This window comes from Blastococcus sp. URHD0036, from assembly GCF_000701365.1.
GTDB lineage: Bacteria > Actinomycetota > Actinomycetes > Mycobacteriales > Geodermatophilaceae > Trujillonella.
In genome coordinates this window covers 142,496-161,261 of record NZ_JNIK01000017.1, presented here as the reverse complement: position 1 = coordinate 161,261, position 18,766 = coordinate 142,496, and the positions used below count along the sequence as shown (strand labels likewise).

The window sequence follows — 18,766 nt, the reverse complement described above, 5'->3', positions numbered from 1 at the left end:
AGATGATCACCCCGAACGTCGCGCCTCGCGGGATGACGAGGCCGGGAACCGGGACCCTGCTCGAGCCCATCGGCAGCGGAGATGCGAAGTCCGATGGATGCCACTGCGCAGCCCCTGGTTCGGTCGATCGTCCTCGATCTGCCGAACCTGCTCGCGGCGACAGGGGCCAGGACGATCGAGGAGCTCGCTGACCTGGTCGACGGGGACTGTGACGCCGACATCTGGCTCGAGGAGACCGATGACGGGGTCGAGATCGGCGCAGGCATCGGCGCCATCTGCCTCGCGTACCCATTCGACGTCGCCGAGTTTTGGTCGACCGTGGACGAGGTCGACGGCGACGAGGTCCGGCGGTGGGAGTCGATGGCTGAGGAAGACGATTGATCGGCGGGACTGTCAGCTCTTGCTGCGAGCGTCCGCCCCGTGCCTCCCGCCACCCTGAGTCGCCTGCTCGAGGTCGTCGAGTCGCCCCGTGCGGTCGAGGACCTGGCGGCCTACTTCGAGCCGGACCGTGCGGCTGACGCGCCGCCTCGCTTCGCCGGCAGCCGCTTCGAGTTCCTCGGCGGCGGTGACCGACCCGAGACGGCGAACCGGATCACCCCCGACGACCTCGTCGCGGTGACCCTGCTGTCGATGAGCGTCCCCGGCGACGTGGCGCTGCAACTCCTCGAGGGCGACCCCGGAGGGGACGTCGCCGGGTGCCTCGGGCGCATCCCGGTCGACGTCGGCATCGAAGACCCGGCGGCGCACGACCTGTTCTTCGCTGCGGGCTCCCCCGTCCGGCTGGCACGGGATCTGCTCGAGGAACCGCACGGCATGGACTGGTTCATCGCGCACACCCTGCTCGCGCGCAAGCGCCCGCGTCTCATCCCGGCCTACGACCGGGTCGCGCGGTGCCTGACCGGACTGCCCGACGAGTCTTGGGGATGGCACCTCGACGTCTTCGCGGGCGAGGCTGGAGTCGCTGATCGTCTCGCCGCTGCTCGCCGGGCGGCAGGCGTCCCCGACCGGATCTCGACGCTCCGCGCCCTCGACGTCGTCCTCTGGATGCGCCACCGACCGGTGCACCTGGAGAACGGTTGCCCTGGCCTGATCTGAGCGGGTCGGGGACTTGAATTCGGTTCCGCGGACGCCGCGCCGTCCCTACGATCAGGGGGCATGTCTGCCCTGCATGCGCCGCTGCTGGTCGCCATCGACGACGATCCGGCCCTGCTCGCCGACGTCGAGCGGGAGCTGAGCGCCCGGTACGCCGCCGACTACCGAGTCTGCTGTTTCAGCACGGTGGACGAGGGGCTAGCCGCGCTCACCCGCCTCGCCGACGCCGGTGACGACGTCGCCCTGGTCATGGCCGGCGAGGAGTCATCGGGGCTGGACCTCCTCGGGGCGGTCCGCCCGCTGTTCCCGCACGCCCAGCGCGCGCTGCTGATCAGCTGGGGCCGCCTGGGCCAGCCGGACACCGGTGACGCCATCTTCGAGGCGGTCGCCCGCGGCCGCATCGACCAGTACCTGGTGCGCCCCGCGCCGCCACCGGACGAGGAGTTCCACCACTCCGTCTCGGGCTTCCTGCTGCTGTGGGCCGAGGCGAAGCGGCGCGCGCCGCACACGATCGACGTGGTGGGGGAGACCTGGTCCGGGCGGGCGTACGAGCTGCGCGACGTCCTCGGCCGCTGCGCGCTGCCGCACCGGTTCCACCTCGCCGGCTCCGACGAGGGGCGGGCCATCCTCGCCGGCACGGGTCCCGATCGGAGACTCCCGATGCTCGTCCTCCCGGACGGCCGGGTCCTGGAGAACCCCACCGACGGGGACATCGCCCGAAGCTCCGGACGGACGATCGACCCGTCCGGTGAGCGGTTCGACCTGGTCATCGTCGGCTGCGGGCCGGCCGGGCTGTCCGGTGGCGTCTACGGCGCCTCCGAGGGTCTGCGCACCCTCGTCATCGACGCCGCCGCCATCGGCGGGCAGGCCACGACGAGCTCGTCGATCCGCAACTACCTCGGCTTCCCCCGCGGCCTGAGCGGTGCCGACCTTGCCCGGCGGGCGTTCCAGCAGGCATGGGTGTTCGGCGCCCGGTACGCCTTCATGCAGGAGGTCACCACCCTGGCCCGCGAGCGCGACGGGATCGTCCTCACGCTGGACACCGGGGGAGTGGTGGTGGCCGGCGCCGTCGTCCTCGCGATGGGCGCGAGCTACCGGCTGCTCGGCGTCCAGTCGCTCGAGGCGCTGCGCGGAGCTGGGGTCTTCTACGGCGCCGCGATGTCCGAGTCGCCGCTCATCTCCGGCGAGGAGGTGTTCATCGTCGGGGGCGCGAACTCCGCCGGCCAAGCCGCCATCCACCTCGCCGGCTACGCCAAGCGGGTCACGCTCGTGGTGCGCGCCGCGAGCCTGACCGCCGGGATGTCGCACTACCTGGTCCACCAGATCGAGGAGACGCCGAACATCGACGTCCGCTGCGGCACCGAGGTCGTCGACGGGGACGGCGACGGCTGGCTGGAGCACCTGGTGCTGCGCGACCGCGCGACCGGCGAGCGCGAGACCGTCAGCGCCTACGGGCTGTTCCTGATGATCGGCGCCCAGCCGCACAGCGCGTGGCTGCCACCGACCGTGGAACGGGACGAGGCCGGCTTCGTCCTCACCGGTGCCGACCTCAGCGACGACGCGGTCCGGGCCTTCGGACGGCCTCCGCTCCCGCTGGAGACCAGCATCCCGGGCGTGCTCGCGGCGGGCGACGTCCGGCACGGGTCGGTCAAGCGGGTGGCCTCCGCCGTGGGCGAGGGGTCGATCGCGATCCAGCAGGTGCACCGGCTGATCGCCGGCTGACCGCAGATGTCGCCGTGCAGGGCCGCGGCCACCCTCCGTGGTCGACACCCGTACGGCGCACCCGCCACTGCCCACGGCCGCGACGGCCGTGCCGGTGCCCCGCGAACGCTCGTACGCTCCGCACCTCCAACCCGCCTTCCCGAGGACGGCGGAGGTGCCCGTGACGACCGGCTCTTCCCAGCACCGGCGCATCCGAGGGCTGGCCGCTGCCGGGGTCGCGATGGGTCTCCTGGCCGGCTGCGCCACCGACGTCCGTGGCGAGGCCGCCGCGGCGACGACACTGCACGACTGGCGCAACGCCACCTACAGCGTCACCTGCGACGGCATCGTCCCGGACGGTTTCCCCGCGACGCTCACTGACGGAGCCGCCTGGGTGTCCGCCGACCCGAGTCGCCCGCCGTATTACGACCACTACGAGATCGGGTTCGAGACCTCGGCGAGCGGGGACGTCGACGGAGACGGCGACCGCGACGTGGTGGTGCTGCTGCAGTGCTCGCCGCAGCCGTCGAACGGCATCCTCGAGGAGGCCCAGGTCTTCACGGCCGACGGCGACCGGCTCGGTGTGCTGCCGAGCCCGCGCATGCTCCGGGAGGAGTCGATCCTCGCTCCGCTCTACGACCCCGCTGGGCTGACCGTCGAGGGCGGCGACATCGTGGCCGCGATGACGGCCTACGGGCCGGAGGACTCTCATGCCAGCGGCCCCTCGGTCCCGATCACCGTGCGCTGGCACTGGGACGGGCGCCAGTTCGTGCGGGTGGAGTAGGCGGCGGGCCGGCTGCAGGTCCGGCCGTTTCCGCGGTCCGGCGCGTGCCTCCGTAGTCTGTGGCCAGACGAGCAGGGGGAGGACCCATCGTGGCGAGGCACCTGAACGACGAGACGGCCGAGTTCAAGATGCCGCGGCCCGGCAAGCACTCGGCCGAGGACGACGGTCCGGAGCACGACGACGCCGAGCAGGCCGAGGCCACGAAGCGCTTCGACCCGGGCTTCCGCGAGCGGCCGAAGCCGGCCCCGCCCGCGCCGCAGGACCGCAGCTCGCAGTAGCCGCCCCGTGTTCGGCCGTCCCGTCGTAGCGGCGCAGGCGCGGCCGGATCACGCCATCGAGGGGCTCCGGCTCATGTGGTCCCAGATGGCCGCGTCCAGGTCGCCGGCTGCCCATCCGCGCATCGCGGCGGCGCTCCGCACGACGGCCACGCACTCGCTGTAGGTCAGCGAGGGGATCCCGGCATCGAGGACGAAGCCGTTGATGTGGACGTCGACCGCGACGTGATCAGGCGACCCGGCCAGGATGGAGAGGTAGTCGACCGTCTTGGGGCCGACCCGGCGCACCTCGCGCAGCCTGGCGCGCAGCAGACCGTCCTCGGCCGCGAGGCGCTGACGCAGGTCGGAGACGGTCTCGACCCCTTCGTGCTGCAGCGCGGCGGTGAGCTCGTGGATCACCCGCAGCTTCCGTGGACCGCGCCAATTCAGGGCCGTACCGATGTCGGAGGTCCGCAGGCGGTCGGCAAACCGCGACACCGTGTCCGCGTCCGGCCAGGCCGCGCGCAACGCCCGGACCCGCGGCTCGACGACGGTGCGGTAGCGCGTCCGTGGCTGCAGAGCGGCGTCACAGATGAGCGCACCCATGTGGTTCCACCCGCGCGTCCGCTCGGTCACCGTGATGCCGCTGGCGTCCAGATGCCGCAGGAGCAGCACCGCTGCTTCGTCGATGTCCATGTGTCCTCCCCTTCGGTTCTTCCGTAACTTCATCGGCGGGGCGGCCGGTGAGCAGGACCGCAGCGACGACGTGTGATCCGGCTCATCACGTCGGTCACGGCCCGGGAGAGTGACCGCCTTCACAGGGTCGTCCCACGGCTCCCGCGTGGCCCAGCAGCCGCCCGCCGCGCGCCGACTCCACGTAGCTTTCGCTCCCGACCGACTACGGAAGGACGGCGTCATGGCCAGGCACCTGCTCGACGAGACCGCGGAGTTCGCGCTGCCCCGGGGCGGCCGGCACGCACGTCCGGACGACGACCACACCGTCGAGCCCACGCTGCGCTTCGATGCCGGCTTCCGGCCGTCGCAGCCGAAGCCCGACCCGCGCCAGGAGTACCGCGCCCGCTGAGACGGCGAACGCCCGTGCCGGACCCACAGGGTCCGCCGGTGCGGGGCGGGCCGTGGGTCGACCTGTCGAGCGCGGTGGTCGGGACCGCCAGGATTCGCGCCTAGGGTCCCCCTATGGCAATGACGAAGGACGGTCCCCGAGGCACGTGGCGACGCAGTGACGGCGAGCCCGTCGAATTCGCCGACGCCGAGGCCGCATGGATCGCGGCAGCACGGCAGGAGCTCCTCGAGACGGCCGGCCGGTACGGCGCGTACGTCACCTACCGGCAGCTGGCGGACCGGATGTTCGAGGTGACCGGGGTCGAGACCAGCATGCTGCTGTCCAACCTGATGCCGAAGATCCTCGGACCCGTCGCGCAGGACGGCCACCAGCGCGGCGAACCACCGCTGACGGCGCTGTGCGTGCGGCAGACGGGGGAGGAGATCGGCCCGGCCTACCGGCTGGTCATCGAGCTCGCCGACGAGCAGATGCCCGCCGACCTCGACAAGCATGCCGCGGTATCCCGGCTCCGGTGCTACGAGTTCTTCGGTGCCGATCTGCCGCCGGCCGGCGGGCGACCTGCACTGACCCGCAAGGTCGCCGCCGCACGCGAACGGGCAGCGAAGCGGGAACCGCGGGCCGCCGTCATCTGCACCTCCTGCTACCTGCAGCTGCCGCCCAGCGGCCGGTGCCCGAACTGCGCCGCCTGAGGGCCACCACGGCGGCGGTAGCTGTCGCTCCGTCGGCGCGCGGACGACCGACGTAGAACGGACGGACTCGTGCCCAGGCGCATGCTCGACGAGACCGCGCGAGTCGCATTGCCCGGGGGTGACCGGTACGCCCTGCGGGACGACACGGATTGGGCCCCGGCGCGTTGCGCCGGAGCCCAATCAGGAGTCGGTGGCGGTCAGAGCGTGTAGATGACCGATTCGTACTCGAAGCCGGGACGGACCTGCATGACGAGGTCTGCCGGGTTGGAGGCGCCGTAGCCGACGGTGAAGGCGGTCTCGCGGCCAGGGAGGATCGGCGTGCTCGGGGAACCCTCGAGGCCGCCTTCGGAGTCGAAGACCTCCTGCTCCTCGGCGTTCCCACTCTGCATGGTGGTCGAGAACATGGCGGGCTCGTAGTTCGCGTCAGTTCCGTTGACGACGGTCACGTCGAAGGCGAGGAAAGTCGTCACGCCTTCGTCGACGTACGCGTACTCGGACGGGGTGTAAGGCCGCGGCGCACTGATCGTGACGGCGAGCCCGTCTTCGAAGGTGTACGTCTGGCCGAAGACCGGATTGGTGGGAGTCTCGGCCGCGGGGGCAGCTGCCTCTTCCGAGCTGACAGAGTCACTGGGGCGGTTGCTCCCGGCGGTCGCGTCGGAAACGGAGCCGTCGGTCTGGTTGCAACCGGTGAGGGCGAGAACGGCAGCGGCAGCGGCAGCGGGTCAAGGGCTTCAGGCGCATGGTGGACGTTCCCCGTAGATGATGTGAAGCGGTCGAGCGGTCGCGGGAACGGTAAGCGCACGGAGAGCGGCTGCTCAGGAGATTGGGTTCCACATCGTGCCGTAAGTGGCGACTGGTGTGGATGAGTGGCGTGAGCGTCGTTGGACTCTCACAGATGGAGACCCCGTCGCCGCTCAACGCCTTGAATCCCTCACTACTGCGAGCGTTGGCGGGCGACGGTTCGCTCCACCCGATTCGTCTCAGGACGGCGGCTGAGCTCCGAGCACGCCGGCGACGACCGCGGCCGCCGCGTGACCTGACTCAACGGCCGCCAGCACGGGCAGCCCGCCCCGCCAGCCGGCCAAGACCCCCGCGGCGAAGGCGTCCCCGCAGCCGGTCGTGTCCCGCACCGACGCGACCGGCGGCACCGGCACCGACCACGACCCCGCCCGCGTGACCACCCGCGTCGGCGAGGGCCCGGCGTGCACCAGCACCAACCCCGGCGCCCACGACGGCACCGAGTCGAGGAGACCCAGCACCCGCGCCTCGTCCAGGTTGCAGAAGAGCACGTCCGCCGCGAGCGCCGTCAGCAGCTCCACGTACCGCTCCACCCCGAGCAGCGCGATCCGCGCCGCCGCCGCGACATCCACGCTCACCGGCACGCCGGCCTCCCGCGCCAGCCCGGCCGCGGCGGCCAGCGCCGCGGGGGAGCGCAAAAGGTCGTAGCCGTCCAGGTGGACGACGGCCGCACCGGCCACCCAGGCGGGCGGCACGTCGGAGACCGCCAGCCCGCCCTCGCCGCGGTCGGTCAGCATCGTGCGCTCGCCGTCCGGGTGCACCAGCACGGTCGTCAGCGGCGCCCGTCCTCGCCGCACCACGGCCAGTGAGATGCCACGCGCCGAGAGGCCGGCCAGCAGCCCGTCCGCCACGGGATCCGCCCCCGCCCACCCCGCCAGCTGCGCCGGCACACCGAGCCGGGCCAGCCCTGCCGTCACGTTCGCCGCCGCACCGCCCGCCGACGTCGTCCGCGCCACCCGCTGCTGCCCGCCGATCACCAGCGGACCCGACAGCTCCAGCACCTGGTCGGCCACCAGCTTCCCGACCACGACGACGGGACCGGCGCCCGCGGGGCGAGGCCATGAGGGTGGAGGCACCCGAACAGCCTGCCGGGTGATCACGCACCGTGGCCAGCCCCGCGGGTGAGCTCCCGAATGGGTGAAGGTGATTCCCCTCGACGATCACGCAGGGTTACCTAACGACTGGAGCGACCGAGCCGGTCGAGTTCCGTTGCAACAGACCGTGCGGTGAGAGCCGCGCGTCGGGGGAGTCATGTTCAAGGAACCACTGCGTCGTGATCCGCTCGTCGTCGGCTGGGCTCTGTGCCTGCTGCTCGGCGCCACCATCGCGCTGTCCGGCAACACCGAGTGGCGCGGCCGCCTAGAGGCCGACCGTGTCCAGACCTTCCTGGGCGAGATGTTCCTGGTCCTCGTCTGGTCGGTCTGCGTGCTGTTCTTCCTGGCCTATGTGCGTGCGCACTGGCACGAGCTCGTGCCGCGCCACCCCAAGCGCAAGGACGACGGCCGCGAGTCCGCGCTGCCCTGGACCGATCGCTGGATCAGCGACGGACGGCAGGCCGAGGCCGAGCGCCGCGCACCCTCGACCGTCGAGTCCCCGCTGCCCGCGGAGGCGCCGGTCGTCGTCTGCCGGCACGGCGTCCGCGCCGGCGCCGAGACCCCGGTCGGGCAGCCGCCCGTCCTGCGTGCCCTCTCGGTGAGTCACCACATCGTCCAGCCGGGCTCGGCCGTGAGCGTCACCTGGTGCTTCGAGCACGCGGACGACGTCGTCGTCGACGGCCTGCGCGGCTACCCCGCCTGCGGCGAGGCGCCGGTGCGCATCCGCAGCACCCGGTCCGTCGAGGTCATCGGTCGCAACCGGACCGTCGAGGCCCCTGCGTCCACCTCGACGGTGGTCGCCACCGCGGTGCCGCCGTTGCAGCCGCCGCGCGACACCCCGGCGCCGTCCGTCGCCCTGCGCGTCGACGTCGCCGCCACCGTCGGGGCCGGCGCGCCTGTCGCGGCGCGGCTCGACGCGCTCTACCAGGCCGCGGACCGCCGGCGCCGCAGCGCAGCGGTGCTGCCCGGCGGCCTCGTCGGCCTGCCGTCCACCCTGCGCGGCCGTCTCGGGGAGATCTCCCGATGAGGGCGCGCCTGGGCGAGTTCTTCCTGACCGTCGCCGGCGCCAACCGCGACGTCCTGCGGCAGGCGCCCAAGGAGCGCACCAAGCAGATCGCCATGGGCGCGGTCCTGGTCTCGGTCTCGGCCATCGCGGTCGTCGCGGCGACCTATGCGCTGCACCTGGCGCTGCACCTCTGGCTGCCGTTCGCCCTGCTCGGCGGGCTGGCCTGGGGGCTGGTGATCCTCAACCTCGACCGCTGGCTCGTCGTCTCCACGCCCCGGCTGAAGACCAAGTTCGGCACCCTCCTGATGGCGGTGCCGCGCGTCGTCCTGGCGCTGCTCATCGGCGCCGTCGTCTCGACGCCGCTCACGCTGGCCGTCTTCGAGTCCGAGATCGACGTGAAGGTCCAGGAGATCGCCGCCGAGGACGAGGACGCCTTCACCCAGCAGCTTGAGGCCGACAGCCGGTACGCGGAGATCCCGGCGATGCGCCAGCAGATCGTCGACCTGCAGACCGACATCGCCGACGGCGTCACCCAGGCCGACGTCGACCAGGACCCGGCCGTCGTCGACCTGCAGCGCCGCGTCGACGAGGCCGCGGCCCGGTACGAGGCGGCCAAGGCGGCCTACCTCGCCGAGCTCGACGGCTCGGGCGGGACGGGTGACCGGGGCGAGGGCCCCGTCACCCAGTCGAAGCGGCAGGAGATGGACCAGGCCGAGGCCGAGCGGAACTCGCTGATGGCCGAGCTTGTCGCGCTCAAGGCGCAGACGCTGACCGACCTGACCGCCCAGGAGACGCAGGAGACGGCCGACCAGCAGGTCGACCTCGCTGCGCTCCAAGCCGAGGTGGCCGATGCCCAGGAGGGGCGTGACGCTGCGGTCGCCGCGCACGAGGCGGAGGTGGACAACAGTGACGGCATCCTCGCCCGGCTGACCGCGCTCGAGCGCCTCGGCCAGGAGGACCCGATGGCCGGGACGGCGCACTGGATGCTCTTCGCCTTCATGACGGCGCTCGAGTGCCTGCCGATCATCTTCAAGACGATGCTCTCGCTGGCCCCGCCGTCGCTCTACGAGCGGCTGGTCAAGCTCGACGAGGAGCAGACCGAGGAGCGGATCCGGCTGCGGCTCCAGGCGGAGTACGAGGAGGCCGACGCGGTCGCCCGGTCCGGACTTGCCGCCGCCGAGGCGCGGGCCGCCCGGACGCTGGAGGCCGAGTCGCGGGCCACGGGCATGGTGCTCGAGGCGCAGCTCGACGTCACCCGGCGCCAGGTCGCCCGCTGGCGCGACGAGCAGCTCGCCTACGACGACCCGCGGCGCATCGACGACTCGATGGTGGGGATGGCCTAGCGGTCATGGGCAGGCGCTCACGCATGCAGGGCTGCTCTACTGCATGCGTGAGCGTCTCCATGACCATCCGTGACGTCCCGGACGAGATCCGGGACGAGCTGGCCGCGCGGGCTGCGCGCGAGGGGCAGTCGCTCCAGGAGTACGTGCGTGCCCGGCTCGTCGAGCTCGCGCGCCGGCCCGCTCGGGCCGATATCTGGGACCGCGTGCAGCACCGGGTCCAGGCGACCGGGACCGAGCTCCCGGCTGAGGAGGTCGTGCGATTGCGCGACGACGACCGGCGGTGACGGTCGTCGTCGATGCCCAGGCGTGCCCCGCCGCGCCGTCCTGGCAAGACGTGTGGGACGGGACGTCGCGGCGCTGGCGCACCGCGACCTGGCCGCCCTGACGGTCTCGACGTTCCCCTTCGAGCCGCTGGCCGACCGCGTCTGGGCGTTGCACCCGACGGTCACTGCCTACGACGCCGCCTACGTCGCCCTGGCCGAGGTGCTCGACGTACCGCTGTGGACCCTCGACCGGCGGCTTGCCGCCGCGTTGGGCCCCCGGTGCACGTTCCACACCCCGGCGGGCTGACCGTCACCCGCGACGTCAGTACGAACCCCGACCGCGCCGGCTCGGCGGACGGGGGTCGCAGGGGCTCAGCCCTGCTCGGCGGCCAGCTGGTCGTAGACCCGCACCGGCACGGGCACCGTCCAGTAGCGCTGCTCCTTCGCCCGCTCCAGCAGCTCCTGCAGCCGATGCCCACCGAGGCGGAGCAGCTGGAACCTCGCCGGGTCCCCCTGGGCCACGTTCTCCACCAGGTACAGCCAGAAGTGCGCCGGGTCGTCCCGCGCGGCCACGTACTGGCAGCAGCCCAGCCACAGCTCGTAGCCCCGGGACGACGTCCCGCACGCCTTCACCTCGATGACCCGGCCGCCGCTCACGAGGTCGGCGACCGCGCCCGGCTCACCGCGGGTGTCGCGGGCCTCCCGGCCCTCCGCGCGCTCCCGCTCCACCACGAAGTCGATCGCCGCGTCCTCGATCTGCTTCGGATCTCGCATCTCGGTCGTCGTCATCGACAACCCCCTCGGTCGACGTCCCCCGCTGTACAGAAGAGCGTGCACCCGCGCGCCGCCGACCGGAACCCGTAGGAACGAGACGGCGCCGGCGGTCCCGGAGGACCACCGGCGCCGTCGCGCAGGAACTACCGGTCAGGCCGCGACCGCGGCCTCGGTCGGCAGGTCCTCCTTCTTCGCCTTGATCAGGAAGATCGCCAGCAGCAGCCCCAGCGCGAGGATGCCCGCCGCCGACGCGAACGCCACGTGGTAGGCGCTCACGTTGGCCTGCGCCTCGGCCGTGGCGGCGAACGCCGGGTCGGCCAGCTTCGCGGCGTTGTCCTCGAACCAGCCGGTCACCGACGACGCGAAGATCGTCGTCAGGATGGCCAGCCCGAGCGAGCCGCCGACCTGCTGTGCGGTGTTCAGGACGGCGGACGCGATGCCGGCGTCCCGCGGCTCCACCCCGATCAGCGCGGTGCTCGACGTCGGCACGAACGTCGCCGCCATGCCGAGGCTGATCAGGATCTCCGACGGCAGCACCTGGGTGACGTAGGAGCTCTCCACGCCGATCCGGGTGAGCAGGAGCATGCCGACCACGGCCATGGCCAGGCCGGTGATCATCAGCGGCCGCGGGCCGACCCGGGGCAGCAGCTGCGACACGACGCCGGCACCCAGGATGATCCCGCCGCTGAAGGGCAGGAACGCGAAGCCGGCCTCGAGCGGCGTGTACCCGAGGGTCCGCTGGAAGTAGAGCGTCAGGAACAGGAACATCGCGAACAGGCCGGCGCCCACCAGCAGGAACAGCAGGTAGGAGCCACCGCGGACGCGGTCCAGGATGACGCGCGTCGGCAGCAGCGGGTGCTCCGTGCGGGTCTCCCAGACGACGAAGGCGGCCAGCAGGACGACGGCGACGACCAGCAGCGTGATGGTCAGCGGGTCGCCCCAGCCGACGCCCTGCTCGGCGGCCTTGGTGAAGCCGTAGACCAGGCTGACCAGGCCGACCGCGGAGAGCAGCACGCCCGGGATGTCGAAGTGGCGGTCACCCTCGGCGCGGCTCTCCCGGACCAGGGAGATGGCGAAGAAGGCCGCGGCCAGCGCGATCGGCACGTTGACGCCGAGCGTCCAGCGCCACGAGGCGTACTCGGTGAGGACGCCGCCCAGGATCAGGCCGATGGCCGCGCCACCGCCGGAGATGGCGCCGAAGACGCCGAACGCCCGCGCCCGCTCCTTGGGCTCGGTGAACGTGAGCGTCAGGATCGACAGCGCCGCGGGGGCCATCAGTGCGGCGAACGCGCCCTGCAGGGCCCGGGCGGCGAACAGCAGCCCCTCGTTCGGGGCGATGCCGCCCAGACCCGAGGCGATCGCGAAGCCGACGAGCGCGAAGATGAACGACCGCTTGCGGCCCATGAAGTCGGCGATCCGGCCGCCGAACAGCAGCAGACCGCCGAAGGCCAGCGTGTACGCCGTGATGACCCACTGCAGGTTCGCGTCGGTGATGCCGAGGTCGGTCTGGATGGCCGGCAGGGCGACGTTCACGATCGAGGCGTCGAGGATGATCATCAGCTGCGCGATGGCGATGACCGCCAGCGCGAGCCAGCGCTTCGGGTCGGGCCCGTCGACGGCGGGCGCCGGCGTCGGGTCCTCGGGGACGGTGTCCCCGGGCGGGACGACGAGTCCTTCTGCGGACATGACGAGGTGCTCCTTCATGCAGGTGAGACGACGCGAGTCGCGGGGATGTGACATCGCGCGGGTGGGCAGGGCGCGCTTCGTCGCGGTGAGCCCGGAGATCGAGCCCGGCGGGTCGGTGCCGGACGGGGGAGAGAGGTCGGACGGAGGTCAGCTGGGAGCGGCCGCCAGTCCTGCGCCGGCCCAGCGCAGGCAGTCGCTCACGAGCTCGAGGAACCGCTCGACCGGCTGGTCGGGATCCCATGCGTCGACCGCCGTGGAGATCGCGGCCATCGCGGTGTTGAGGACGAGGGCAGTGCGTACGTCGTCGGCGTCCGGACATCGCCGGCCGAGCCACTCGCGCAGCTCGGGCTCGAACCCGTCACAGGCACCGCGTGCCGACCGGCACAGACCTGGCGACTGCTCGAGCAGCCGCTTCTGCAGCGGCAGCCGCTCGGCCAGGAGTGGCGCCAGGGTCAGCGCCAGGTCGGTCAACGCGTCCCAGAGTGGCAAGTCGGTACGACAGTTCTCCAGCGCATTTCGCCACTGGCGTACCTCGTCGGGATCGAGATCGAAGACGACGGCTTCCTTGCTGGCGAAGTAGCTGAAGAACGTCGTCCGGGAGACACCGGCCTCGGCGGCGATGTCCTCCACGCTCACGGCCTCGAACCCGCGCTCGCCGATCAGGCGGAGCGCGGTCGACCGGATGGTGCGCCAGGCCGCGAGCTTCTTGCGCTCCCGCAGCCCCATGACGGCGGAGATGGCGCAGTGCTGCCCCGTCGCCGAGCCGTCCTTGATCGCCACGGGCATGAAGCTAGACCTAAAACTGAACGGAGTACAAGTTCTTACCCCGTTCGGGTTTCGTGTTCATCTGCCGTTCGTCTTCGCGGCGCACTCGTCCGGGGTGGCTGCCGCATCTGTCGTTGGTCTGGGCCACCATCTCCTGGTGACCGACGCACCGACCGCTCAGCCCGCCTCCGCCGCGCCCGGCGCCGCGCCCCCGGCGGAACCCGCCCGGTGGTGGACGCTGGCCGCGGTCTGCACCGGCGTCTTCATGCTGCTGCTCGACGTGACGATCGTGAACGTCGCGCTGCCGGACATCGCCACGGAGCTCGACGCATCGCTGTCGGGCCTGCAGTGGGTCATCGACGCCTACGCGCTCTCGCTCGCCGCGCTGCTGCTCACCGCAGGCTCGCTGGCCGACCTCTTCGGCCGCCGCAAGGTGTTCCTGATCGGCCTGGGGCTGTTCACCCTCGGCTCGCTGGCCTGCGGCCTGGCGCAGGACATCCTCTTCCTCTGCCTGGCCCGCGCGTTCCAGGGCATCGGCGGCGCGGCGATGTTCGCCACCGCCCTGGCGCTGCTCTCCAGCGCCTTCAGCGGCCGCGAGCGCGGCACCGCCTTCGGCGCCTTCGGGGCCACCACCGGTGTGGCCGTCGCGATCGGACCGGTGCTCGGCGGCGTGCTGACCAGCGGGCTCTCCTGGCGGTGGATCTTCTTCGTCAACATCCCGATCTGCGCGGTGGCCGTCGCGATCACCTGGCTGAAGGTCCGCGAGTCGCAGGACCCGCGCGCCGGCCGGCCCGACTGGTTCGGCTTCGTCACCTTCAGCCTCGCGCTCGCCGCCCTGGTCTACGGCCTGATCGAGGCCGGCCAGACCAGCTGGGGCGAGACCCGCGTCGTGGTCTGCCTGGTCGCCTCCGCCGTCCTGCTGGCGGTCTTCGTCGTCAGCCAGCTGCGGCAGCGCCACCCGATGTTCGACCTCGGCCTGCTGCGCAAGCCCACCTTCACCGGTGGCCTGATCGCGGCGTTCGCCATCTCGGCGTCGGCGTTCTCGCTGCTGACCTACCTCGTCATCTACGTGCAGAACGTGCTCGGCTACAGCGCGGTCGAGACCGGCGTCCGCTTCCTCTTCCTGTCGGCCGCGGCGTTCGTCGTCGCCGCCGTCGCCGGTCGGCTCACCTCGTTCGTGCCGGCGAAGTGGCTGATCGCGCCGGGCTTCGTCGTCCTCGGCACGGGCCTGCTCCTGATGACCGGCATCCAGACCGACTCCGGCTGGACGCACCTCATCCCGGGCCTGATCGTCACCGGCGCCGGCATCGGCCTGATCAACACCCCGCTGGCCTCCACCGCCGTCGGCGTGGTCGCCCCGGAGCGCTCCGGCATGGCGTCGGGCGTCAACTCGACGTTCCGCCAGGTCGGCGTCGCCACCGGCATCGCGGCCCTCGGGTCGATCTTCAGCCACCAGGTGGCCTCGGCCGTGCGCGACGGCCTGGCCGGTCAGGTGCCCGGCGACGCCGTCGGCGGACTCACCGCAGCGCTCTCCAACGGCCAGGTCCAGGCCGCGGCCGAGCGGGCGCAGGAGACGGCCGTCGGGCAGGGCGGCGACGGCGCGGGCACCGCCGCCTACGACCTGATCACCGACGTCGGCACGTCGGCGGTCGTCGACGCGCTCAACCACATCGTGCTGATCGGGGCCGTGCTCGCCTACGCCGCCGCGGTCGCCTGCTTCTTCCTCATCCGGCAGAAGGACTTCGTCATCCAGGGCGGTCCGCCCGCCCGCAGCGAGTCCGGTGAGGGCGCCCCGGCCGCAGGAGGTCAGTCGTCGGTGAGCTGAGCGCCGATCAGCTCGTCCTCCGCGGTGGGGGACAGCTTCTTGGTCTCCTTGCCCTCCATCCAGCAGACAACGTCGTAGACCCGGAGGGCGGGGACGGTGTCGTTCAGGTCGGCCGCGTCCCGGAGGTCCAGGAGTCGGCGGTAGAGCCGGCTGTCGTCGCTCCGGAGCAGGCGACGCAGCGGCTCCCACTGGGCGCCCGACTCGCAGCCGGTGAGCTGGCCGACGACGGAGTCGTAGATGGGGACCAAGTGCGGCCGCTTGCGGGCGAGCAGCTTGCTGGAGATCGTCCGGCCGATCCCCAGCTTCAGGGCCCGGAGTGCGCTGTCGAGCCGCCATGCGGGATGCGCGTCCGTGAACTCCTGGTCGACGTCGACCAGGTGCTGATCGGGGTCGACGTCGCGGAGAAGGGCGGAGAAGTCGTCGGCCCGCGCCTCCAGCACGGCGTGCGCCGCCAACGGCTTGACGACCACCGACAGGAACGTGACGGCCACGAGGTCTTCGGCCGTGAAGCGGTAGGGGTCGTTGTCGCGGCCCCAGCCGTCGAAGTGGGAGCCGGTGTAGCGGCCCTTCCCGGACTCCTTGCCGTAGTAGCGGCGGAGGAAGGCAAGGGCGTCGGCCTCGTTGCCGGGGTTCAGGGACTCGGGCAGCTGATACACGCCGGGCAGTCTTCCGGAGGCCGCCGTAGCGCCGCGTGACCGACGCCGGGTGCTGGCCACCCGGCCGGGGGAGGAAGTCACCCGTCCCGGGCTCACCGGAGCCTCCACGCGCATCCCGGGCCCGAACCTGGGGACAGGGACCGGCACAGCCAGTGCCGAGCCGGGGAGGACACCATGTCGAGCGACGCCGCATCACAGGTCGACCGGGGGCCGCACACCTCCGAGGTCTGCACCCGCCGGACCGCGGGTCACACCCCGCACCGCACCACCATCCTGCTGTGCCACACCGGCGCGCTGGCCGAGTGGCAGCCGGTGCACGTCATGGGAGTGGACGACGGCGTGGTCACCCTCGCGGTCGGCGACGAGCTCCAGCGCTTCCGCAACCACGCCCCCGAGGCGCTGGCCGCGGCGGTGGCCGAGGGCGGCGCGGAGGCCCACGTGAACACCCGGTTCGGCTATCTCTTCCTCGCCTCGTGGCCGCGCGACCCCGAGGCCGTCTTCTCCCTGTGTCCCGCCGATCGGCCCTGCCCGCCTTGCGGCTGAGGTTCGTCGCTCGCGCCGGACTCCTCGACGCGCACGGCGTTCAGAAGTCCACGGCAGCGGCGGGTGTCGTCGGGCGAGCTCCCTCCTTGGGATGAGGGGCTTCCGGCGAACGCACTTGCGACTCCCGCTGATCCCTAATATCCGAGACGCTTTCGTCCCGATCTAACCTGCTCCGCTGAGCGGCTGGACTGCCGGGACGCGGTGCGACGAACGCCCATCGGCGTTCGTCACGGATCAGCGAGCGGCTCCGCGCCGCATGGGGGACGGGGCTTCTGTGCCGACGACGCACGCCGGATACGCCAACAGGTCCTACCGCACTCTCCGCGTCTCCTGGCGGGACGTTGCACGGCTGCGCTGGGCTGCCCGCCGTGACCGACGCGCGGGCTTGCCCGTCGGCTCGAGCGTCGCGACGACCCCCGCCCTTCAGCGCCTTGCCGCGGAGTTCGCCGGTGTCTGCGAGCGGGAGCGGGCCGGTCACCACGATGACGTCCACCACCTGGTCGTGCGGCTGGGGACCCTGGAGAGTGAGATCGCGTCCCTCCAGCAGGAGCTGTCCGCCCGCGCCCAGGACGCGGAGCGCCGCGGCGAGCCGCCGGCCGAGGCATGGCTGACCCTCCGCTACCCCCGGGAGGAACACCTCTCAACTACTGCTACCCGAGAACGGCGCACGGTGGCGCACATGCGTGCGCACGAGTCGGCCCGTGCCGCACAGCGCGCCGTCCAAGAGCAGCTCGACGCCCTGCTAGCCGAGCAGGCCCACGCGATCGCACAGGTCCGGGCGCGAGCGGACGCCGCCCGTTCCCGCGTGCTGCGCTATCGCGACCTGATCGACCAGAAGGCGGCTGTGTACCGCCACGCGCTGGTGCGCCGCCACCCGCAGCGGACCGAGTTGATCGACGGCTGGAATACGCAGGTCTGCGTGATCCCCGCCTGGGCGACGGAGGAGAACCCGCTGCCCTTCGACGAGCTGGCTGGAGCACGAGCATGAGCATGTTGAGATTCCGACGACGGCCGTCGTCGCCGGCACTCGAGGCGGTGTCAGCGCCAATGCCGTGGGCGCCGCAGCGCGAGGCTCGGTCGGCCCGCGAGTTCGTTGTCAGACAGGTCGCCCAGCTCTCGCAGGCAGGCTCGCTCGACGCGGGAAACGGCGACGTCCTCGACGCCTACCTGGAGGGCCTCAGGGGGCAGTGGCATGCGGACATCGCGTCGGAGCGAACCGTGCGCGTCGCCGCAGCCCACCGCGAGCTGACCCACCTGGAGGCCGCCGAGGAGGCGGCGTCACGGCGCGACGTCGTCGCCACGGCTGAATGTCAGCGCACCGAACGAGAGATGGCCATCCTCGAGAAGCGGATCTTCCGACCCGCCGAGAACGAGCCCGCCGATCGCCGGGAGCGGCGGAGGCGTCCGCGGCCGACCCTGGACCCTGTCGAAGGACTTGTGCCCTCCCTGCCACACAAGATCCTCATCACGGTGCTGCTCCTGCTCGCCGCGGGCGGTGACCTGGTCACCTTCCGGCTCACGCTCGCCGCCTTCACCGGCCAGGCGGACTGGATCGTGTGGGTGCTCACCATCGCCTTCGCGGCGGCGTCCGTCGGTCTCATGCATGGGGCCGGGCGCGCGCTCAAGGACCTTCGGGAGGCGCGCGGCGGCTCCGGACGCATCGCCATCGGCATCATGCTCGGCGCGTGGGTCGCGCTCGGCGGCGTCGCCACCTTCTTTCGAACCCAGGTCGCCAGCCCCACGTCCGGCCCGCAGTCCGCCTTCGGCGGGGACGCTGTCGTCGAGGCGGCAGAGGCCAGCCACGAGGCGATCCTGTCCGCCGTGCTTCTGGCCGGGCTGTTCCTCGCGTCCGGCGTGCTCGCCTTCTACGCCGGCTTTTCGGAGCACCACCCCCAGGCCAGGGCCTACCTCGCGCTCCGCAAGCGGCTGGACAAGCAGGTGCGAAAGGCCGAAACGGTGGCCGCCGAGGCCGGGAAGCTCGGACGCCAGCTGGAGTTTGTACAAGCCCAGGAGTCCCGCATCGACCACGGCGCGGCCGATGCCGTTGCGGCCGCGGACGCGATCATCACCGAACTGCGCGAGCTCGCCCGCGTCGAGATGGCCCGCCACATGGGCCTGCCCGAGGCGACGAACGGCTTGACCACGGTCGAGTCCGCTACACCGCCGCGGCCGGAGATCCCTCGTCGCCAGGTCGTACCTCAGCCACGTCCGGAGCCCAGCGGCTCATCGGTTCCGCGCGACACGGACGAGCAGCTCGGCGAGACGAGTGAGGCCGCCCTCGCTGGCGCGGGGCTCTGGTCAGCCAACGGCCACCCGGGTCCCGGTCCGTCGGCCAACGGCCACGCGCTCAACGGCCACTCTCCGAGCGGCCAGGGGCCGACGACTGAGCCCGTGTGATCCCGAGCGCCA

At 72.2% G+C, this 18,766-nt stretch carries 22 protein-coding genes; 15 read left to right on the top strand and 7 right to left on the bottom strand.

The features are described from left to right. Window positions 1-93: 93 nt before the first annotated feature. The 5 genes from N555_RS0119230 (at window position 94) to N555_RS0119210 (ending at window position 3,855) form a co-directional block, all read left to right on the top strand. Window positions 94-381, top strand: coding sequence for a hypothetical protein (locus N555_RS0119230; protein ID WP_029433119.1), 288 nt, complete (start codon window positions 94-96; stop codon window positions 379-381). A 39-nt stretch (window positions 382-420) separates the two neighbouring features. Beyond that, entirely contained in the window at window positions 421-1,095 is a 675-nt protein-coding gene (locus N555_RS0119225) for a DUF6308 family protein (protein ID WP_051684256.1), read from the top strand. A gap of 60 nt (window positions 1,096-1,155) precedes the next feature. Further along, window positions 1,156-2,814, top strand: a complete 1,659-nt coding sequence (locus N555_RS0119220; RefSeq protein ID WP_029433117.1) for an NAD(P)/FAD-dependent oxidoreductase — start codon at window positions 1,156-1,158, stop codon at window positions 2,812-2,814. 160 nt (window positions 2,815-2,974) lie between these two features. Then, window positions 2,975-3,577, top strand: a complete 603-nt coding sequence (locus N555_RS0119215; protein WP_156036437.1) for a hypothetical protein — start codon at window positions 2,975-2,977, stop codon at window positions 3,575-3,577. An 89-nt stretch (window positions 3,578-3,666) separates the two neighbouring features. Beyond that, complete coding sequence (locus N555_RS0119210) at window positions 3,667-3,855, top strand: hypothetical protein (protein WP_029433115.1); 189 nt, start codon at window positions 3,667-3,669, stop codon at window positions 3,853-3,855. Between the two features lie 48 nt (window positions 3,856-3,903). On the opposite strand, the gene N555_RS0119205 is transcribed toward N555_RS0119210, so the two are convergent. Continuing rightward, complete coding sequence (locus N555_RS0119205) at window positions 3,904-4,527, bottom strand: HhH-GDP family DNA glycosylase (protein WP_051684255.1); 624 nt, start codon at window positions 4,525-4,527, stop codon at window positions 3,904-3,906. Between the two features lie 220 nt (window positions 4,528-4,747). On the opposite strand from N555_RS0119205, the gene N555_RS28005 reads away from it, so the two are divergent. Then, window positions 4,748-4,915, top strand: coding sequence for a hypothetical protein (locus N555_RS28005; protein WP_156036435.1), 168 nt, complete (start codon window positions 4,748-4,750; stop codon window positions 4,913-4,915). A 113-nt stretch (window positions 4,916-5,028) separates the two neighbouring features. Continuing rightward, on the top strand, window positions 5,029-5,604 hold the full coding sequence (locus tag N555_RS0119195) for a hypothetical protein (RefSeq protein ID WP_156036433.1): 576 nt from the start codon (window positions 5,029-5,031) through the stop codon (window positions 5,602-5,604). Between the two features lie 197 nt (window positions 5,605-5,801). Here the strand turns inward: N555_RS0119195 and N555_RS0119190 are convergent, their stop codons facing one another. Continuing rightward, a complete protein-coding gene (locus N555_RS0119190) occupies window positions 5,802-6,074 on the bottom strand; it encodes a hypothetical protein (protein WP_029433112.1) in 273 nt (90 codons plus the stop codon). A gap of 510 nt (window positions 6,075-6,584) precedes the next feature. After that, window positions 6,585-7,478 carry a carbohydrate kinase family protein gene (locus tag N555_RS0119185; protein ID WP_197029086.1) on the bottom strand — a complete coding sequence of 298 codons (894 nt, stop codon included), beginning with the start codon at window positions 7,476-7,478 and terminating at the stop codon, window positions 6,585-6,587. Between the two features lie 175 nt (window positions 7,479-7,653). Here N555_RS0119185 and N555_RS0119180 point away from each other — a divergent pair, with 175 nt between their 5' ends. From N555_RS0119180 to N555_RS29160, 4 genes are read left to right on the top strand one after another with little or no spacing between them, the layout of a single operon-like run. Then, entirely contained in the window at window positions 7,654-8,523 is an 870-nt protein-coding gene (locus N555_RS0119180) for a hypothetical protein (RefSeq protein ID WP_029433110.1), read from the top strand. Then, window positions 8,520-9,845, top strand: a complete 1,326-nt coding sequence (locus N555_RS0119175; protein WP_051684253.1) for a DUF4407 domain-containing protein — start codon at window positions 8,520-8,522, stop codon at window positions 9,843-9,845. Before N555_RS0119180 ends, N555_RS0119175 begins: the two co-directional genes overlap by 4 nt. A gap of 47 nt (window positions 9,846-9,892) precedes the next feature. Further along, window positions 9,893-10,129: a FitA-like ribbon-helix-helix domain-containing protein gene (locus N555_RS0119170; protein WP_029433108.1), complete on the top strand. Its 237-nt coding sequence runs from the start codon at window positions 9,893-9,895 to the stop codon at window positions 10,127-10,129. 52 nt (window positions 10,130-10,181) lie between these two features. Next, on the top strand, window positions 10,182-10,415 hold the full coding sequence (locus tag N555_RS29160; protein WP_051684252.1) for a type II toxin-antitoxin system VapC family toxin: 234 nt from the start codon (window positions 10,182-10,184) through the stop codon (window positions 10,413-10,415). A 65-nt stretch (window positions 10,416-10,480) separates the two neighbouring features. On the opposite strand, the gene N555_RS27035 is transcribed toward N555_RS29160, so the two are convergent. From N555_RS27035 to N555_RS0119150, 3 genes are all read right to left on the bottom strand, one after another. Then, window positions 10,481-10,897: a protein NO VEIN domain-containing protein gene (locus N555_RS27035; protein ID WP_051684251.1), complete on the bottom strand. Its 417-nt coding sequence runs from the start codon at window positions 10,895-10,897 to the stop codon at window positions 10,481-10,483. A 135-nt stretch (window positions 10,898-11,032) separates the two neighbouring features. Continuing rightward, the gene (locus tag N555_RS0119155; protein WP_029433105.1) at window positions 11,033-12,568 is read right to left on the bottom strand and encodes an MFS transporter; all 1,536 of its coding nucleotides are present in this window, start codon (window positions 12,566-12,568) and stop codon (window positions 11,033-11,035) included. Window positions 12,569-12,715: 147 nt separating this feature from the next. After that, the gene (locus N555_RS0119150) at window positions 12,716-13,348 is read right to left on the bottom strand and encodes a TetR family transcriptional regulator (RefSeq protein WP_231503015.1); all 633 of its coding nucleotides are present in this window, start codon (window positions 13,346-13,348) and stop codon (window positions 12,716-12,718) included. A 142-nt stretch (window positions 13,349-13,490) separates the two neighbouring features. Here N555_RS0119150 and N555_RS0119145 point away from each other — a divergent pair, with 142 nt between their 5' ends. Continuing rightward, on the top strand, window positions 13,491-15,158 hold the full coding sequence (locus N555_RS0119145) for an MFS transporter (RefSeq protein ID WP_197029085.1): 1,668 nt from the start codon (window positions 13,491-13,493) through the stop codon (window positions 15,156-15,158). Here the strand turns inward: N555_RS0119145 and N555_RS0119140 are convergent. Further along, complete coding sequence (locus N555_RS0119140; protein WP_051684249.1) at window positions 15,140-15,814, bottom strand: DUF6308 family protein; 675 nt, start codon at window positions 15,812-15,814, stop codon at window positions 15,140-15,142. The genes N555_RS0119145 and N555_RS0119140 overlap by 19 nt on opposite strands. 174 nt (window positions 15,815-15,988) lie before the next feature. Here N555_RS0119140 and N555_RS0119135 point away from each other — a divergent pair, with 174 nt between their 5' ends. The 3 genes from N555_RS0119135 to N555_RS0119125 all read left to right on the top strand — a co-directional run bounded on the left by N555_RS0119135 (window position 15,989) and on the right by N555_RS0119125 (window position 18,754). Beyond that, entirely contained in the window at window positions 15,989-16,357 is a 369-nt protein-coding gene (locus N555_RS0119135) for a hypothetical protein (protein ID WP_029433101.1), read from the top strand. Window positions 16,358-16,742: 385 nt separating this feature from the next. Continuing rightward, on the top strand, window positions 16,743-17,345 hold the full coding sequence (locus N555_RS0119130; RefSeq protein WP_156036432.1) for a hypothetical protein: 603 nt from the start codon (window positions 16,743-16,745) through the stop codon (window positions 17,343-17,345). Beyond that, on the top strand, window positions 17,342-18,754 hold the full coding sequence (locus N555_RS0119125; RefSeq protein WP_156036431.1) for a hypothetical protein: 1,413 nt from the start codon (window positions 17,342-17,344) through the stop codon (window positions 18,752-18,754). The genes N555_RS0119130 and N555_RS0119125 overlap by 4 nt, the downstream gene beginning before the upstream one ends. The last annotated feature ends 12 nt before the right edge of the window (window positions 18,755-18,766 follow it).

Coding starts and splice junctions, on each gene's coding strand:
- N555_RS0119220 (WP_029433117.1), top strand. CDS start 1,156: ATGTCTGCCCTGCATGCGCCGCTGCTGGTCGCCATCGACGACGATCCG.
- N555_RS0119125 (WP_156036431.1), top strand. CDS start 17,342: ATGAGCATGTTGAGATTCCGACGACGGCCGTCGTCGCCGGCACTCGAG.
- N555_RS27035 (WP_051684251.1), bottom strand. CDS start 10,897: ATGACGACGACCGAGATGCGAGATCCGAAGCAGATCGAGGACGCGGCG.
- N555_RS0119155 (WP_029433105.1), bottom strand. CDS start 12,568: ATGTCCGCAGAAGGACTCGTCGTCCCGCCCGGGGACACCGTCCCCGAG.
- N555_RS0119205 (WP_051684255.1), bottom strand. CDS start 4,527: ATGGACATCGACGAAGCAGCGGTGCTGCTCCTGCGGCATCTGGACGCC.
- N555_RS0119230 (WP_029433119.1), top strand. CDS start 94: ATGGATGCCACTGCGCAGCCCCTGGTTCGGTCGATCGTCCTCGATCTG.
- N555_RS0119135 (WP_029433101.1), top strand. CDS start 15,989: ATGTCGAGCGACGCCGCATCACAGGTCGACCGGGGGCCGCACACCTCC.
- N555_RS0119175 (WP_051684253.1), top strand. CDS start 8,520: ATGAGGGCGCGCCTGGGCGAGTTCTTCCTGACCGTCGCCGGCGCCAAC.
- N555_RS28005 (WP_156036435.1), top strand. CDS start 4,748: ATGGCCAGGCACCTGCTCGACGAGACCGCGGAGTTCGCGCTGCCCCGG.
- N555_RS0119195 (WP_156036433.1), top strand. CDS start 5,029: ATGGCAATGACGAAGGACGGTCCCCGAGGCACGTGGCGACGCAGTGAC.
- N555_RS0119180 (WP_029433110.1), top strand. CDS start 7,654: ATGTTCAAGGAACCACTGCGTCGTGATCCGCTCGTCGTCGGCTGGGCT.